The following is a 15,982-nucleotide window of genomic DNA, read 5'->3' on the forward strand; positions in this document are numbered from 1 at the left end:
TCAGGAGACCTCCGGCGGGAGCGTGAACGTGACGTCCTCGTCGGTGACGTGCACGTCTTGCACGCGCACCGGACCGAGGCCGGACAGGCAGGTGACGAGGTCGTCCACCAGGTGGGGTGGGGCGGACGCCCCGGCGGACAGGCCGATCCGCCCAGCGCCGGCGAGCCAGCGCAGGTCCACCTGGCCGGCGTCCTCGACCAGGTGGGCAGGGCAGCCGGCGCGGCGGGCCACCTCCACCAGCCGCACCGAGTTGGAGGAGTTCGACGAGCCGACCACCAGCACCAGGTCGGCCTGCGCGGCCAGCGCGCGGACGGCCTGCTGGCGGTTGGTGGTGGCGTAGCAGATGTCGTCGCGCCTGGGCGCCCGCAGGGCCGGGAAGCGGTCCCGCAGGACGGCGGCCACCGCCTCGGCCTCGTCGACGGCCAGGGTGGTCTGCACTGCGTAGCTGACCCGCTCGGGGTCGCGGACGGCGACGGCGCGGGCCTCGTCCACGTCGGCGACGACGACCACGTCGTCCGGCGCCTCGCCGACGGTGCCCTCGACCTCCTCGTGCTCGCGGTGCCCGATGAGCAGCACCGTCTCCCCGCGGCGGGCGGCCCGGCGCACCTCGGCGTGCACCTTGCTCACCAGCGGGCAGGTGGCGTCGACCACGGCCAGGCCGCGGTCGGCGGCCGCGGCGTGCACCGCCGGGGCCACCCCGTGCGCGGCCAGCACCAGCGGCGACCCGGCCGGGACGTCGTCGACCTCCTCGACGAACACCGCCCCGCGCTGCTCCAGGCCGCGGACGACGTGGGCGTTGTGCACGATCTGCCGGCGCACGTACACCGGGCCCTCGTGCCGCTGCAGCTCCCGCTCCACGGTGTCGATGGCCCGGGTGACCCCGGCGCAGAACGAGCGCGGACTGGCCAGCAGCACTTCCCGCGGGCCCAGCGCGGCGAGCCACTCGGCCATCGCGGGGGCGGCTGCCCGGAGGGTGCGCAGCGCCGTCAGCCCGCGGCCCGGCGTGCCGGGGTGGAGCAGGGGAGCAGTGGGGGTGTCCACCACCGCACGGACGGCGGCGAACGGCGAACCTCCGGCAGCCGACGCGAGCGGCAGCGTCTCGGTGTCCACGGCCAGCGCGCCGGTGGCGGCCAGGGCGGTGCGCGCGGCGCCGGTGACCACCGAGGGGCTGGTGGCCAGGGTGCCGACGTGCACCGGGAGCCCGCGGCGGGTGAGCGCGCCGGCCAGCAGCGGGGCAGCGGGGGAGGGGACCGTCGTCGTCCCGTCGGTGACCCGGTCGGCGACCACCAGGTCCCCGGGGCGCAGGTCGGGGGAGAGTGCGCCGGCGACGCCGGCGACCAGCACCGGCCCGGCCGCACGGTCCCGGGCCCAGGCCGTCGACCGGGCCCCGCGGCCGGTGCGCACCACCGGGGTGCCGCGCAGCGCGGGCGCGACCGCCGCGTGTTCCGTGCGCAGCGGGGTGGCGACCAGCGGGGCCGCCGCGCGGTCGGCCGCCCCGCTCACCGGGACGCCTCCAGGTAGCGGCCCAGTGCCGAGACCGGGAAGACCAGCCGGTAGAGGTGGTAGTTGATGTAGAAGAAGCCGGGGAAGCCGACCCCGGTGAACTGCGGTTCGTCCCAGGTGCCGTCCGGGCGCTGGTGCTCCACCAGCCAGCGCACCCCGCGGTCGACGACCGGGCCGGTCTCGCCGGCGGCCAGCAGGGCCAGCAGCGCCCAGGCGGTCTGCGAGGCGGTCGGCTCGCCCCGGCCGATCCAGGCGGGGTCGGTGTAGGAGCGCAGGTCCTCGCCCCAGCCGCCGTCGTCCTGCTGGTGGGCGGCCAGCCAGGCCACCGCCCGGCGGACGGCCGGCGCCTGGGCCGGGGTGCCGGCGGCGACCAGCGCCGGGACGACCGCGCCGGTGCCGTAGAGGTGGTTGGCGCCCCACCGGCCGTACCAGGAGCCGTCGGCCTCCTGGTGGTCCAGCAGCCACTGCACCCCCCGGCGGCACTCGGTCGACCCGGCCCGGCCCTCCGCGGCCAGCATCTCGACCACGTGCGCGGTCACGTCGGCCGACGGCGGGTCGGTGAGGTTGCCGAAGTCGCAGAACGGCAGCCGGGCGGGCATCGAGCCGGTGTTGTCGGCGTCGAAGGCGCCCCAGCCGCCGTCCCGGCACTGCATGCCGACCGTCCACGTGACGCCCCGGTCCAGCGCGGCGCGCAGCCGGCCGGGGTCGGGGACGGCGACGCGGCGCAGTGCGAGCACCACCTCGGCGGTGTCGTCGGTGTCGGGGTAGACGTCGTTGGCGAACTCGAACGCCCAGCCACCCGGGGCCAGGTCCGGACGGCGCACGGCCCAGTCACCGCGCACCCGCACCTCCTCGCCGAGCAGCCAGTCGGCGGCCCGCAGGACCGCGGGGTCGTCGGCCGGCGCCCCGGCGTCCCGGAGCGCGGTCACCGCCAGCCCGGTGTCCCACACCGGTGACTGGCAGGCCTCCAGCCGGCGGACGACGCCATCGGGGGTCTCCTCCCGCACGATGAAGCCCTGCAGCCCCGCCAACCCGGCCCGCATCGCCGGGTGGTCCAGTCCGTAGCCCTGCACGTGCAGCGCCAGCAGCGAGTAGACCCACGGGGGCTGGATGCCGCCCCAGCCGCCGTCGGCCTCCTGGCGGGCCAGCACCCACTCGACCGCCTTGGCGATCGCGGTCCGCCGCAGCCAGCCCACCGGGTGCCGGCCGTAGGCGGCCAGCACCCGGTCCAGCCGCTGGAACGCCCCGGCCCAGGTCCACGGCCGGTCGAAGGGCGCCGGCTCCGCGCCGCTGCGCAGCTCCTCGATGCCGAACGGCACCGGGTGCACCGGCCGGGCACTGCCCACGACGGTCAGCGGCACCACCGTGCCGCGCGCCCAGCAGCCCCAGTCGTAGACGTTCAGCGGCACCGACGGCGGCAGCAGCACCAGCTCCGGCGGCATGACCGGCAGCTCGTCCCAGGACCACAGCCCGACCAGCGCCAGCCAGATCCGGGTGAAGACCCGGCTGCGCTCCACACCGCCCAGCGCGGTGACCACCTCGGCGGCCCGGGCCAGGTGCGGGTCGGTCGGGGCGTCACCGGCCAGCCGGAGCGCGACCCAGGCCTCCACCGTGGTGGAGAGGTCGGCCGGGCCGCCGGCGAAGGTCGCCCAGCTGCCGTCGGCGCGCTGCTGGGAGCGGATCCAGCGGGCCGCCTCGGCGGTCTCCTGCGCGGTGCGGATGCCGAGGAACTCCCGCATCAACAGGTCCTCGGCGTCCATGGTGACGTTGGTCTGCAGCTCGCCCTTCCACCAGCCGTCGGGGTGCTGCCGGCCGCGGAGGTGCGCCACGGCGCGGTCCAGCGCCATCGCAGGGTCGACGGCAGCGGCCGCCGGGCGCTCGGTGGTGACGGTCATCAGCACTCCCTCCGGGTGAGCCAGCGGCCCAGTTCGAGCAGGTCGGCGTGGGGTTCCGGGGGCAGCGGCAGGTCCTCGAGCACCGCGGCCGCCCGGTCCAGCTCCTCCTCGGCGGTGGCCTCCGCCCAGGCCCGGGCGCCGGTGGCCGCCACCAGGTCGGCGGCCCGGTGCAGGTCCGGCTCGGTGTCACCGGCCGGGTCGGTGGCGTACCACCGGCCCAGCTCGGCGGCGGCCGAGCCGTCGGCGGCCAGCGCGCGGGTGACCGGCAGCGACTTCTTCCGCGCCCGCAGGTCGGCCAGCACCGGCTTGCCGGTGGTGGCCGGGTCGCCCCAGATGCCCAGCAGGTCGTCCACCAGCTGGAACGCCGTGCCCAGGTGCCGCCCATGGGCGTCGAGCGCGGCGACCAGCTCCGGGGGTGCACCGGTGAGCACCGCGCCGATGGCGCAGCTGGCGCCGAGCAGGGACCCGGTCTTCCCGGCGACCATGTCGAAGCACTCGTCCAGGGTGATCGAGGCCCGCCGCTCGAAGGCCAGGTCGGCGACCTGGCCGCGGATCAGCTCGGCCGTGGCGGCGTTCAGGCACCGGGCGGCGGCCGCGGCGTGCGGCGACCCGCTGTCCAGCACGACCTCCTGGGCCAGCCCCTGCAGCGCGTCGCCGGTGAGGATGGCGCAGGGCACGCCCCACAGCGACCAGACCGTGCGACGGTGCCGCCGCTCGTGGTCGTGGTCCATCACGTCGTCGTGCAGCAGGGAGAAGTTGTGCACCAGCTCGACCGCGACGGCTCCGGGCAGGCCGACGCTGCAGTCGGCTCCGGCCAGCTCGGCGGAGAGGAGGGCGAGCGTGGGGCGCACCGCCTTGCCGCCACCGGCGGCCCGCGGGGTGCCGTCCGCCTCGGTCCAGCCCAGGTGGTAGGAGGTGACGTCCCGGGTCGCCGGGTCCAGCCGGTCCACCGCGGCGCGCAGCTGCGGCTGCACCTGCGCCCGGCAGCGCCCCAGGGTCTCCGGGGACAGGACGGCGGTCATGCCGCACCCACCGCGTCGGCCCGGTCCTGCTGCGCACCGGCGCGCTCGTCGAGCACGCGGGCTGCTGTCTCACCGCTGCGCACGGCACCCTCCATCGTCGATGGCCACCCGGTGGCGGTCCAGGCGCCGGCCAGCACCAACCCGGGTCGCGTGGTCACCGCCGCCGGACGGCGGTCGGCCTGGCCCGGGGCGGGGTCGACGGTCGCCGCCGGTTCCCGGGTGACGAAGCCGTCCAGCACCCGCGCCGACCGGGCGGCCGGGAGCAGGTCGGCCAGCGCGGCCTCCATCTGCGCCGTCAGGGCAGCGGCCCGGGTCCGGACCGTCTCCTGCGCCGCGGACAGCGAGATCACCAGGTACTGGCCCGAGTGGACCCCGGCCGAGGCGGTCCGGTCGAACACCCATTGCACCGGACTGCCCACCGCCGCCAGGAACGGCACGTCGAGCACCGGCCGGTCGTAGTGCAGGTGGACGTTCACGATCGGCACCGCCCCCAGCCGCCCGGCCCAGCCCGGGGCCAGCGGCACCGCCCCGGCGGGCAGGAGGTCCTCCACCACCGCGGGCGGCGCGGCCAGCACCACGGCGTCGACCTCGTGCTCGGTCCCGTCGCGCTGGGTGACCACCCACCCGTCCCCGGCCGCACGCAGGGCCTGCACCCGGGCGCCGGTGCGGACTCGGCAGCCGGCCTCCTCCAGCGCCCGCCGGGCCGCGGTGCCGTGCAGCTCGCCCAGCGGCGCCTCCGCCCAGCCGATGTCCGCGCCGGCCGGGTCGTCGAGCAGCGCCGTCCGGAAGACCGTCCCGGCCAGCGCCAGCGAGGCCCCGGTCGCCGGGGCGTTGAGCGCCGCCACCCCGATCAGGTCCCAGAGGGCCGCGACCGTGCGGTCGTTCTGGCCGTGGGCGGTGAGCCAGGCGGCGAAGGTCTGCGCGTCGACGGCGGGGTCCGCGGGGTCCAGCTGCCGCAGCGCCAGGCCCGCCCGGGCGGCGCGCACCCGGTCGGCCGGGGAGAGCAGCCGGTGGCCGGCGAGCATCCGGCCCAGTGCCAGCGGCGCGGGGCCCGCCGTCCGGCGCAGCGTGGCCCGCACCGGCCGGCCCGCCGGCCCGGGGCGCAGCACGGGGATGGACATCCGGTCCTGCAGGACCACCTGGTCGGCCACCCCCAACCGGTCCAGCAGCGCCCGGTAGGAGGTGCAGCAGCGCAGGAACACGTGCTGACCGGAGTCCACCGGCCGGTCCCCGCGGGAGAACGAGCCAGCGAGCCCGCCCAGCCGCGGCCGGCTCTCCAGCAGGGTGACCCGATCGCCGCGGTCGGCCCGGGCGAGGGCGGCCGCGGTGCCGGCCAGGCCGCCGCCGACCACCGCCGTCCGGCGGCCGATCATGGCCGTCCTGCCAGCGCACGGCCGGCCACCAGCGCCTTCTCCCGGCCGGACAGCGCCAGCCGCCGGTCGAACACCGTCTCCGGTCGCTCGGCGATCCGCTCGGTGAGCCGCCGGTAGATCCCGGACATGGCCAGGCAGCAGGCAGCGCTGCGCCGGTCCAGCAGCGGGACCAGCCGCAGCCCGGTGTCGTACCACGTGGTCGCCCGGGTGCAGGCGAACCGGAGCAGTGCGGAGAGCGCGCCGTCGTCGTCGACCAGGTCGCCGGACTCGTCCAGCCGGAGGTCGACGCCGAACCGGTCCAGGTCCTCCTGCGGCAGGTACACCCGCCCGTTCAGCAGGTCCTCGCGGACGTCCCGCAGCACGTTCGTCTGCTGCAGCCCGATGCCCAGCTGGTCGGCGTACCCGGGGGCCCGCGGGTCGGGCCGGCTGCCGAAGACGCCCAGGCACAGCCGCCCGACCGAGCCGGCCACGCACCGGCAGTAGCCGACCAGGTCGGTGAAGGTCGCGTACCGCAGCCCGGCGGTGTCCATCGCGACGTCCTTCTCCACCCCGTCGACCAGTTCACCGAAGGCGTCCAACGGGATGGGGTAGCGCCGGGCGGCGTCCGACAGCGCGAGCAGCACCGGGTCGGCCAGGTCGCGGCCCGCGGTCAGCTGGTCGACCGCGGCGCGGACGGCCGCCAGCCGGGCGGCCTTCTCCGCCGGCGGCAGGTCACCGTCGCCGATGTCGTCGATCCGCCGGGCCAGGGCGTAGACCGCGCACAGCACGGCCCGCTTGTCCGGCGGCAGCAGCCGGATGCCGTAGTGGAAGTTGCGGGCCTGGTCCCGGGTGATCTCCTCGCAGGCGGTGTAGGCCTCGGTCAGCGTCGGGTTCATCGTCGGGTTCATCGCCGGCCTCCGGCCAGGGCGCGCACCAGGTGCGCCAGCACGTCCCGGCGCCGGGTCCGGGCCGGCTGCCCCAGCACGTCCCCGTCCACCCGGCGGACGGCGTCCACCGCAGCCCGGCCGCCGGCGAGGTAGCCCGCGACGGCCGGCCGGGCCCAGCCGTGCAGCGACGCGACCAGGGGGCCGCCGGCGTCCAGCAGGTCGTCGACCCGGTCGGCCTCGTGCAGCACCAACCGGCGCAGCGCGGGGGAGGCGGTCCCGGCGTCGAGGTCGTCCTCGGGCACGCCGAAGGCGGCCAGGTCCTCCGTCGGCAGGTAGACCCGGCCGGCCCGCCGGTCCTCGCCCACGTCCTGCAGGTGCTCCACGACCTGCAGACCCGCGCAGACCCGGTCGGAGAGCCGCCGGCGCTGCGGGTCCACGGCGTCGAACAGGTGCAGGACCAGGGCGCCGACGGGCGCCGCGGACAGTCGGCAGTAGTCCAGCAGGTCGGCGAAGGTGGCGTACCGGGTCACCCGCTGGTCCTGCAGGTTGGCCCGGACGAGCTGCTGGAACGGCTCGGGCGGGAGCGCCCGGCGGCGCACCACCGGGACCAGCCGGCCCAGCACCGCCCGGTCCGGCGTCCCCGTGGTCCAGACCGTCGCCAGGTCGTCGGCGAAGTCGAGCAGCGCCGTCGTGCGGCCGCCCTCGGTGCTCACCGGGAGCTCGTCGCCGAGGTCGTCGATCGTGCGGACGACGTCGTAGACCGCCTGCAGGTCCTGCCGCAGCGTGGCCGGCAGCAGCCGTAGCGCCACCGGGAAGTTCTCGGCGCGTTCGAGGTCGCGCAGGTCGCCGCGGACGGTCCCGGACGGGGCGACCGCGGGAGACCGGGTCCGAGGCGATGACATGGGACCGAGGATCCGTCCGGATCCGGTCCGGTGTCTGCTCACCGGGAGGCGGAATCGGCGCGGACGAGTTGTCGCCCGGTGACAAGACGGGTGTACTGGGGCCAGATCGGAGCCGACGATCCAGCTGCCACTCCCGGGAGCAGGATGACCTCTCTCAAGGCCGAGTCGCCCCTCGTGCGGCTGCTCCCCGCGCTCCTCGCCGGGGTCCCCGACATGCTGGACGGGGTCACCCGTGCGCTGGCCGAGGTCGACCAGGGGTACGCCGACTTCCTGGCGCGCGGCCGGGCCGAGGCGGTCGCCCCGGCGGAGCTGGCGATCCGCCGGCTGGTCTGGGGGGCGGAGCAGGCCTCGCGCCCCGACCGCCCGGGGACGACCGCGCCGCAGGCCGGAGGCCACCGGGCGGACGGGCCCCCGGGGGACCAGGAGATCTGGTCCCTGTTCGGCGAGCTCGGGCGGGAACAGCGGCGCTGCGACCTGCCGGTCGGCGACCTGCTGTCGGCCTACCAGGCCGGGGGACGCGCGGCCTGGCGGCACATCGCCGCCACCGCGGTGGCCGGCCGGGTCCCGGCCACCGCGCTCGCTGCGCTCGCCGAGGAGCTGTTCTCCCTCGTCGACCACCTGGGGGCGGTCACCATCGCCGGCTACGTCGCCGAGCAGGTCGGCGCGGCGGAGCTGCGCGAGGGACTCCGTGACGCGCTGGCCGAACGCCTGCTGTCCGACCGTGCGGACGGCGGGGCGGTCGAGGTCGCGGCCCGGCGGGCGAGCTGGCCGCTGCCCTCCGGAGCGGCCGTGGTGTTCGTCCAGCCGGACGACCAGGCCGGGAGGCAGTCCCTCGCCCGGCTGGGCAGCGACTGCCTCCAGCTCCGGCACACCCCGCTGCCCGGTGCGATCGTCCCGGACCTCGCCGCCCCCGGACGCCGGAAGCGGCTCGAGGCAGCGCTGCGTGGGTGCACCGCGCTGGTCGGGCCGGTGGTGGAGCTGCGCCGGCTGCCGGAGAGCGCCCGGCTCGCCGAGGCCGCCGTCCGGACGCTGCCGCCCCGGCGGCCGGAGGACGGCCCGGTCTTCGTGGACGAGCACCTGGACACGTTGATCGTGCACCGCGACCCGGAGCTGCTCGAGGCGCTGCGGCAGCAGGTCCTGCGCCCGCTGGCCGACGCGGCACCGGCGAGCCGGGAGGCGTTGCGGCAGACGCTGCGCTCCTGGCTGACCCACATGGGCAACCGGCGCGCGGTCGCCGACGAGCTCGGCATCCACCCGCAGACGGTGCGGTACCGGTTGGGGCGGCTGCAGGAGCTGTTCGGCCCCGCCCTGGAGGACCCGGCCGGCCGGTTGCAGCTGCTGCTGGCGCTGGCCTGGGAGCCGGCGGCACCGTGCGCCCGCCGGCGGTCGGCGCCGCCGGCCGGGGTGCCGCGCCCGACCGCGGCGGCGCGCAGGACACGGCCCTCGCCTGCCGGTGACCCCCCGGTCGTCCCGGTGCTGCGCAGCGGACGGACGACGCCCGACGCAGCTCCGGTCGCCGCCCCGCCGCCGCGCCGGGCCGGCTCCGCCCGGTGACCTCGCCGGCTCAGCCGCTCCGGCGCTCGGCGGCCACCGAGCGGCGCTGCGTCTCCGCCCGGGTGCGCAGCTCCGCGGCCTCGGCGGCGAGCCGGCGGTCACGGGCCCGGGCCTCCTCCTCGTAGCGCGCCAGGGTGGCCGCCAGTTCCTCCTGGACCTGCCGTCGCGCCGGCGTGACCGAGCCGCTGCGCACGCCGTCGCCGGCCGGCCGCTCGGGCAGCGGCGTGCCCGCCTGCTCGGCCGCCTGTTCCGCGGACTCCACCGCGGCCCGCCCCCCGGCGTCGGCCAGCCGCGCCAGTGCTGAGTCGAGCCGGGGGACCAGGTCGTCGAGGCGCTGCAGCCGGCGGTCGACGGCCGCCTGTCCCGGCGGTCGGGTCCGGGTGCGGCACTCCTCCAGCCAGGTGACCTCGTCGGACAGGTCGTGCAGCAGCCCCTCGATCTCCCGTTCGGTCTCCGCGACCTCCTCGTCCGCCGCCTTCCGGGCGATCACCTCCGACTGCCCGGTGACCAGCGGCGAGGTGGCCAGCAGGTAGATGCCCACCGTCATCACGCCCAGGGCCACCAGGAACCCGGCGAGCGGGATCAGGCCCACGGCGAGCGCGGTGCCCAGCACGCCGACGCTGATCCCGATGGCGGCCAGCGGCTCGGTGGCGGCCAGCGCGGGGTAGGAGGCAGCCAGCGGGGCCATCTCGTAGGCGCTCTGGGCCAGCAGGGTCCCCGCGACGGCGGTGACCGCGACGGCGTACGTGGTCCAGGAGCTCAGCAACCCGCCGATGCCCTCGTCCAGGAAGGCGCTCACGGCCACGTGGGTGAACGCCGACTGCAGCGCGAACAGCATGCCAGCGCCGGCGCCCAGCATCGGGGCCTCCCGGGCCGGGGCCAGCCGCCGGGCGGCGGTGACCAGCACGCCCACCACCGTGCCGATCGCGCCGAGCACGATCAGCCACTGCCACCCCGGTGGCTCGGCCTCCGTCCCCGAGTCCGGGCGCGCGATGACCAGGAAGCCGGCCAGGCCACCGGCGGTGGCCAGCATGCCGAGCCAGTCACGGCCGGCCAGCCGCTGGCGGGCCCAGACGGCGGAGATCGGGAGGGCGAACAGCAGCCGTGCGACCAGCAGCGGCTGCACCACGGCCAGCGAGCCCATGCCCAGCGCCGCCCCGCTGAACAGGTTGCCGACGACGGCGGTGCCCACCCCGATCAGCCAGGGCGGCTGGCGCACCAACCACCACAGCAGGCTCAGCCGCAGCGTCTTGCCCGGCGGGGCGGTGAACGCGACCCGTTGCTGCACCACCGATCCGATGCCGAACAGCAGGGCGGCGCCGAGTGCCAGCAGGTAGACGGTCACGGCAGCGGGGTACCCCGCTCGGCGGCGGGGTAAGGCAGCGCCGGCAGCTTCCGCGGACCTCGTGTCCCGCTGCCTCGTCGGTTCCCCAGGAGGCCTCGTGCTCATCGCCGTCATCGCCGCCATCGCGGCCGGAGCCTGCTTCGCGGCCGCCGGAGTGCTTCAGCAGCGGGCGGCCAGCAGGCTCGACTCCGACGAGTCGCTGTCCCCGGCCTTGCTCCGGGACCTGGCCCGGCAGCGGCTGTGGGTGGTCGGGATCAGCCTGGCGGTGCTGTCCTACGGCTTCCAGGGCCTCGCGCTGGCGAACGGCCCGCTCTCGCTCGTCCAGCCGTTGATCGTCATGGAGGTCGTCTTCGCGCTGCCCGTCGCCGCCCGGCTGCACGGCATGCGGATGCAGGCCCGGGACTGGCTGGGTGCCCTGATGGTCACCGCCGGGCTCGCCGTGGGCCTCGCCGCCGCATCACCCTCGGAGGGGACGACCGAGGCACCGCTCGACGACTGGCTGTTCCTGCTGCTGGCGGTGGGCGTCCTCGTCGTCGCGGCGCTGGTCTTCGGTCGGCGGCGCAAGGGGCCGCTGCGGGCCACGATGTTCGCGCTGGCCGGGGCATCGGTGATGGGCACCCAGTCCGCGCTGTTCGACGCCACCATCGACCGGTTCAGCGACGGCTTCGCCGCGGTCTTCACCGCCTGGCAGACCTACCTGCTGGTGGTCGCCAGCATCGGCGGGCTGCTGCTGATCCAGAGTGCGTTCAACAGCGGGCCGCTGGTCGCCAGCATGCCGGTGATCGACGCCGTCGAGCCCGCGGTGGCCGTCACGATCGGCGTGATGCTCTTCGGGGAGTCGCTGGCCCCCGGGGTGGGCCGGCACCTGCTGGCCGCGTGCGGTGCAGCGGTCGCGCTGGCCGGCATCGTCGTCCTGGACACCTCGCCCCTCACCCAGCGGCTGCACCAGTCGGAGGAGGACGACAAGGGCGACGACGACCACGATCGGGACCACGAGGGGGAGGGCGGGACCGACGGCGAGCGGGCGCCCACTGCGGTGGCCAGCGTGATCCGGCCGTCGCCGATCGCCGACGTGACCACCGCGGGGTCCGGCGCCACCCGACCCCGCCGGCTGCGGGCACCGTCCCGGCGCGGGTGGGTCAGGCGCTGAGCCGGGGGGCGGCCGAGCCGGCGGACGCCGCGGCGCGCCACACCGGCAGGAGGTCCTCGCGGACGACGTCGGACCACCGCGGCACGGTGCGCTCGACGGTCCGCCGGGCGGCCTCGCCGATCCGGGCCCGGCGTGCGCCATCGGTGAGCAGCGGGCGCAGCGCCGCCGCCCAGGCGTCCGGGTCGTCCGCGCTGACCAGCACGCCGTCCTCCCCGGGCGCGGTCAGCCACTGGGCGGTGCGCTCCCCGGCGGGGAGCACCACCGGCAGCCCGGCGGCCATCGCCTCGAGGACCACGTTGCCGGCGGTCTCGCTGCGGGAGGGGAAGGCGAACACGTCGCAGCCGGCGTAGACCCGGGCCAGCTCGGCCTGGGGCAGGTGCCCCAGGTGCGTCACCGCGGGGCCCAGCAGCCGGCGGACCGGGGCCACCGCCGCCCCGTCACCGGCCAGCACCAGGTGCACGGGGACCCCGGCGCGGTGCAGCCGGTGCACCGCCTCGGCCAGCAGCGGTGCGCCCTTGGACACGTCGACCCGGCCGGCGAAGAGCACCAGCGGGCTGGTGGGTGACAGGCCGTACGCGTCGCTGAGCCACTGCCGGTCGCCGTCCCCCCGGGAGAACAACCGCGTGTCCAGGCCGCGGCGCAGCCGGGACACCGCGGTGTCCGGGGCCGCGGCGGCGAACTCCGCGGCGTCGTCCGGGCTGGAGGCCAGCACGTGGCTGCACGCGCGCAGCAGCCGGTCGCGCCGGCGCCGGGCGAGCCGGGCCACCACCGCCTCGGGACGGAAGCGGCCCAGCTGGTCGCCCAGGCCCGCCGGCAGCCGCCCGAGCACCTGCCGGGTGTACAGCGCGGCCAACGCCGGGACGTCGGTGTGCACCGACCCCACCAGCGCTGGCCGGTACCGGTCCTGCAACCGCAGCGCGGTGGCGGTGAACGCGAAGGAGTGGGTGGCGTGCCAGACCTGGTGCCCCGGCAGCCGCCGGGCCAGGCCGGGGTGGAACGGGGTCAGGTCGGAGCCGTCGACGCCACCGACCAGCCCCTGCACGGAGGAGCTGGTCAGCACCGGGCGCAGCGCGACGAACCGGACGTTGTCGGCGATCGGATCGGTGCCGGGCGGGGCGCCGAGCACGTACACCGTCAGGTCCACCCCGGGCATCCCCGCGACCGCACCGGCCAGCCGCTCCCAGCACTTCACGTGTCCACCGGACGCCGGACCGCGGACCAGCTCGACCAGGACGGCGACCGAGAGCGGGGCGGCGGGGGGCACGGGGTGTTCCTATCCCGCCGACGGCCACCCGACCACCCGGGACGCATCCGTTGCCCGGCCCCGTGGAGACGTGCTTCGATGGCCCGGTCCGGCGGTTCGTGCTGAGCACAGGCAGTCATGCCGCCCGACCAGCACAGGGAGCCCCCATGGGTGCCAACGCGCGCGTCGCACTGCTCAGCCTCGCCTCAGCCAGCCTGGTCGCCGTCATGATCGACTTCATGCTGAAGGAACTCGGACGGTCGTCCCGCAAGTGACGCAGCGCCCGGCGCGAGGGACCGGGCTGGACGCGGTCGGCCCGCCTGAGCCCGGGGCGTCCCGGGTGCCGGTGGCCGACCCCGGTCCCGCGCGCCGGGTGCTCTGCGTCTTCCCGCGGTACGCGAAGTCGTTCGGGACCCTGGACCACGCCTTCCCGCTGGTGGGGGCCACGGCCTTCATGCCACCGCAGGGGATCCTCACGATCGCGGCGTACCTCCCGGCCGGCTGGTCGGTGCGCTTCGTCGACGAGAACGTCCGCCCGGTGGCCGACGCGGACCTGGCCTGGGCCGAGGTCGTGTTCCTCACCGGCATGCACGTGCAGCGGGCCGGGGTGGAGGAGCTCACCGACCGGGCGCACCAGGCCGGTGCCCTGGTCGCGCTGGGCGGTCCGTCCGTCTCCGCCTGCCCGGAGCTCTACCCCGGCCCCGACCTGCTGCACGTCGGCGAGCTGGGTGACGCCACCGCGGCGCTGATCGCCCGGCTGGCGGACGACGTGAGCCGCCCGGCCGCCCAGGAGGCCTACCGGACCGTGGAGCGGCTGGAGCTGGCGGACTGCCCGCCACCGGCCTACCACCTCATCGACCTGGACGACTACCTGCTCGCCAGCGTGCAGTTCTCCAGTGGCTGCCCGTTCCGGTGCGAGTTCTGTGACATCCCGGCGCTGTACGGCCGCCGGCCACGGATGAAGACGGTCGGGCAGGTCACCGCGGAGCTCGACGCGATGCTCGCCGTGGGCGACCCGGGCACGGTGTACTTCGTCGACGACAACTTCATCGCCGACCCGCACGCCGCCCTCTCGTTGTTGCACGGGCTGGTGGACTGGCAGCGCAGGCGCGGCTACCCCTTGTCGTTCGCCTGCGAGGCGACGATGAACCTGGCCCAGCGCACCGACGTGCTCGAGCTGATGCGCGAGGCGTCCTTCGTCCAGGTCTTCGTGGGCGTGGAGTCACCGAGCACCTCGGCGCTGCAGCTGATCAAGAAGCAGCAGAACCTGCGCCGGCCCGTGCTGGACGCGATCGGCACCATCAACGACCACGGGTTGGAGGTGGTCGCCGGGATCATCCTGGGCCTGGACACCGACGACGCGGCGACCGTCCCCGACCTGCTGGCCTTCGTCGCGGCATCGCACGTGCCGATGCTGACGATCAACCTGCTGCACGCGCTGCCCCGCACCGCACTGTGGGACCGGCTGGTGGCCGAGGGGCGGCTGCTCGACGACCCGGGCGACCGGGAGTCCAACGTCGACTTCCTCCGGCCCTACGACGAGGTGGTGGCCGGCTGGCGGGACGTGGTCCTCGAGGTGTTCACCCCGGACGCCCTCTACGCCCGGTTCGCCCACCAGCTGGAGCGGACCTACCCGAACCGGCGGCCTCGCCCGCAGCGCCCGGTCACCCGGGCCGACCTGCGCCGCGGGCTGTCGGTGCTGACCCGGATCGGCTGGCACGTCGGCGTCCGCAGCGACTACCGCCGGGCCTTCTGGCGGATGGCGTTGCCGTTGCTGCGGCAGGGGAGAGTGGAGAAGGTCGTCCACTTCGCCACGGTCACCCACCACCTGGTGACCTTCGCCCGCGAGGTGGCCGCGGGCACGGCGGACAAGTGCTTCTACAACCCGGCTGGTGCACGTCCGCTCACCGGTGGTCTGCCGGTCGTGCCCGGCTGAGAGCGCTCAGGTCCCCCCGGCGCCGAGGGCGATGGTCAACTGCAGCACCGTCTGCGGGTCCTCGAGCCGGTCGCCGTACAGGTCGCGCAGCTGACCCATCCGGTACCGCACGGTCTGCGGGTGCACGAACAGCTCGGCGGCGACCTGCTCGCGCCGGCCGTGGTGCAGCAGCCAGGAGCGCAGGGTCTCCGCCAGCTTCTCCCGGGTGGCTGGGGTGAGCCCGTCCAGCGGTGCCAGCGCCGCGGCCCGCAGGTCGGCCAGGGCGTCCTCGTCGGCCCGCAGCACCAGCTCCGGCAGCCGCTGCTCGGTGTCCAGCGGCGCCGGCCCGGTGGCGCGCAGGCCGAGCCGCAGGGCGCGCAGCGCGCGGGCGTAGGAGCCGGCGACCGCGGACCAGGGCCGGGCCGGGCCGACCACCGCCGTCCGCCCCTCGAGAGCGCGCAGCAGGGCGGTCCGGGCGCCGTCGCCGGCGTCGGGCACCAGCAGCACGCTGAGCTCCAGGGCCGGGTCCAGGCCCGGCGGGTCGTCGTCCAGCTGGAGGGTGCGGGGGTCCAGCAGCGCGACGGCGCCGCGCGCCCGCACCTCCGGCAGCAGCACGGCCGTCAGCGTCCGCGGTGGCAGCCAGCCGGCCCGCTCCGCGGCCGGCGTGAGGTCGTGCATCGGTCGCCCGGCCAGCAGCAGGGCGCCCAGTCGCTCGCGGTGGTGCCGACGGACCCGGCCGGTGGTCTCCAGCTCGTCGGTGTGCCCGGCCACGCTGGCCGCCGACAGCTGGTCGATGTAGGCGAACACCAGCTCGGCGAAGCGGGCCAGCGACCCGACCGAGAGGCCGGCGCCCACCGCGGTGTCGCTCATGTGCCGCCAGGACACCCGGGCGCCGACCCGGTAGGCGGCCAGCAGGGCGTCCATCGACCGTCCGCTGCGCGCCTCGCCCCGGCCCAGTGAGTACGCGCCCTCCAGGGCCGGGCCGATCGGCCGGCTCGCATCGGCGCCCCCGGCGGTGGTGGCCAGCTCGAGGAAGCCGCCCAGGGCGAGCTGCACGGCGTTGGAGATGGCCCGGCCCATCTCCCCGGAGAACGCACCGGCGTAGCTGGGCACCTCGACCACGATGCTGGCCACGGTCTGCTCGGCGACAGCGGGGAGCTGAGCCCGCATCGCCGTGACCACCGGCGGCGGGAAGGTGACCTGGTCGCTCATCG

At 76.5% G+C, this 15,982-nt stretch carries 12 protein-coding genes; 3 read left to right on the top strand and 9 right to left on the bottom strand.

Annotated features, from left to right (window positions below):
• From ispH to hpnC, 6 genes are read right to left on the bottom strand one after another with little or no spacing between them, the layout of a single operon-like run.
• On the bottom strand, positions 1 to 1,503 hold the full coding sequence (gene ispH / locus O2W18_RS09865) for a 4-hydroxy-3-methylbut-2-enyl diphosphate reductase (protein ID WP_269187355.1): 1,503 nt from the start codon (positions 1,501 to 1,503) through the stop codon (positions 1 to 3).
• Positions 1,500 to 3,398: a squalene--hopene cyclase gene (gene shc, locus O2W18_RS09870; protein ID WP_269187357.1), complete on the bottom strand. Its 1,899-nt coding sequence runs from the start codon at positions 3,396 to 3,398 to the stop codon at positions 1,500 to 1,502. The genes ispH and shc overlap by 4 nt, the downstream gene beginning before the upstream one ends.
• Complete coding sequence (locus O2W18_RS09875; RefSeq protein ID WP_269187359.1) at positions 3,398 to 4,420, bottom strand: polyprenyl synthetase family protein; 1,023 nt, start codon at positions 4,418 to 4,420, stop codon at positions 3,398 to 3,400. Before O2W18_RS09875 ends, shc begins: the two co-directional genes overlap by 1 nt.
• On the bottom strand, positions 4,417 to 5,793 hold the full coding sequence (hpnE, locus tag O2W18_RS09880) for a hydroxysqualene dehydroxylase HpnE (protein WP_269187360.1): 1,377 nt from the start codon (positions 5,791 to 5,793) through the stop codon (positions 4,417 to 4,419). Before hpnE ends, O2W18_RS09875 begins: the two co-directional genes overlap by 4 nt.
• On the bottom strand, positions 5,790 to 6,680 hold the full coding sequence (hpnD, locus tag O2W18_RS09885; protein ID WP_269187361.1) for a presqualene diphosphate synthase HpnD: 891 nt from the start codon (positions 6,678 to 6,680) through the stop codon (positions 5,790 to 5,792). Before hpnD ends, hpnE begins: the two co-directional genes overlap by 4 nt.
• Positions 6,677 to 7,561, bottom strand: a complete 885-nt coding sequence (gene hpnC, locus O2W18_RS09890; RefSeq protein WP_269187362.1) for a squalene synthase HpnC — start codon at positions 7,559 to 7,561, stop codon at positions 6,677 to 6,679. Before hpnC ends, hpnD begins: the two co-directional genes overlap by 4 nt.
• 144 nt (positions 7,562 to 7,705) lie before the next feature.
• Here hpnC and O2W18_RS09895 point away from each other — a divergent pair, with 144 nt between their 5' ends.
• Positions 7,706 to 9,115, top strand: coding sequence for a PucR family transcriptional regulator (locus O2W18_RS09895; RefSeq protein ID WP_269187363.1), 1,410 nt, complete (start codon positions 7,706 to 7,708; stop codon positions 9,113 to 9,115).
• Positions 9,116 to 9,125: 10 nt separating this feature from the next.
• Here O2W18_RS09895 and O2W18_RS09900 read toward each other — a convergent pair whose 3' ends face one another.
• A complete protein-coding gene (locus tag O2W18_RS09900) occupies positions 9,126 to 10,460 on the bottom strand; it encodes a DMT family transporter (RefSeq protein WP_269187364.1) in 1,335 nt (444 codons plus the stop codon).
• Between the two features lie 97 nt (positions 10,461 to 10,557).
• Here O2W18_RS09900 and O2W18_RS09905 point away from each other — a divergent pair, with 97 nt between their 5' ends.
• On the top strand, positions 10,558 to 11,610 hold the full coding sequence (locus O2W18_RS09905; protein ID WP_269187365.1) for a DMT family transporter: 1,053 nt from the start codon (positions 10,558 to 10,560) through the stop codon (positions 11,608 to 11,610).
• On the opposite strand, the gene O2W18_RS09910 is transcribed toward O2W18_RS09905, so the two are convergent.
• Positions 11,600 to 12,874 (bottom strand): glycosyltransferase, encoded by a 1,275-nt coding sequence (locus tag O2W18_RS09910; RefSeq protein ID WP_269187366.1) that lies wholly within the window; start codon positions 12,872 to 12,874, stop codon positions 11,600 to 11,602. The two genes, O2W18_RS09905 and O2W18_RS09910, sit on opposite strands and share 11 nt — an antisense overlap.
• Positions 12,875 to 13,124: 250 nt before the next feature.
• Here O2W18_RS09910 and O2W18_RS09915 point away from each other — a divergent pair, with 250 nt between their 5' ends.
• Positions 13,125 to 14,789, top strand: a complete 1,665-nt coding sequence (locus tag O2W18_RS09915; protein WP_269187367.1) for a B12-binding domain-containing radical SAM protein — start codon at positions 13,125 to 13,127, stop codon at positions 14,787 to 14,789.
• A gap of 6 nt (positions 14,790 to 14,795) precedes the next feature.
• Here O2W18_RS09915 and O2W18_RS09920 read toward each other — a convergent pair whose 3' ends face one another.
• Complete coding sequence (locus O2W18_RS09920; RefSeq protein ID WP_269187368.1) at positions 14,796 to 15,980, bottom strand: PucR family transcriptional regulator; 1,185 nt, start codon at positions 15,978 to 15,980, stop codon at positions 14,796 to 14,798.
• Positions 15,981 to 15,982 lie beyond the last annotated feature (2 nt).

Origin of the sequence: Modestobacter sp. VKM Ac-2983 (assembly GCF_026967885.1) — a bacterium.
In the GTDB taxonomy this organism is placed as follows: domain Bacteria; phylum Actinomycetota; class Actinomycetes; order Mycobacteriales; family Geodermatophilaceae; genus Modestobacter.

Coding starts and splice junctions, on each gene's coding strand:
- shc (WP_269187357.1), bottom strand. CDS start 3,398: ATGACCGTCACCACCGAGCGCCCGGCGGCCGCTGCCGTCGACCCTGCG.
- O2W18_RS09875 (WP_269187359.1), bottom strand. CDS start 4,420: ATGACCGCCGTCCTGTCCCCGGAGACCCTGGGGCGCTGCCGGGCGCAG.
- hpnE (WP_269187360.1), bottom strand. CDS start 5,793: ATGATCGGCCGCCGGACGGCGGTGGTCGGCGGCGGCCTGGCCGGCACC.
- hpnD (WP_269187361.1), bottom strand. CDS start 6,680: ATGAACCCGACGATGAACCCGACGCTGACCGAGGCCTACACCGCCTGC.
- hpnC (WP_269187362.1), bottom strand. CDS start 7,561: ATGTCATCGCCTCGGACCCGGTCTCCCGCGGTCGCCCCGTCCGGGACC.
- O2W18_RS09895 (WP_269187363.1), top strand. CDS start 7,706: ATGACCTCTCTCAAGGCCGAGTCGCCCCTCGTGCGGCTGCTCCCCGCG.
- O2W18_RS09920 (WP_269187368.1), bottom strand. CDS start 15,980: ATGAGCGACCAGGTCACCTTCCCGCCGCCGGTGGTCACGGCGATGCGG.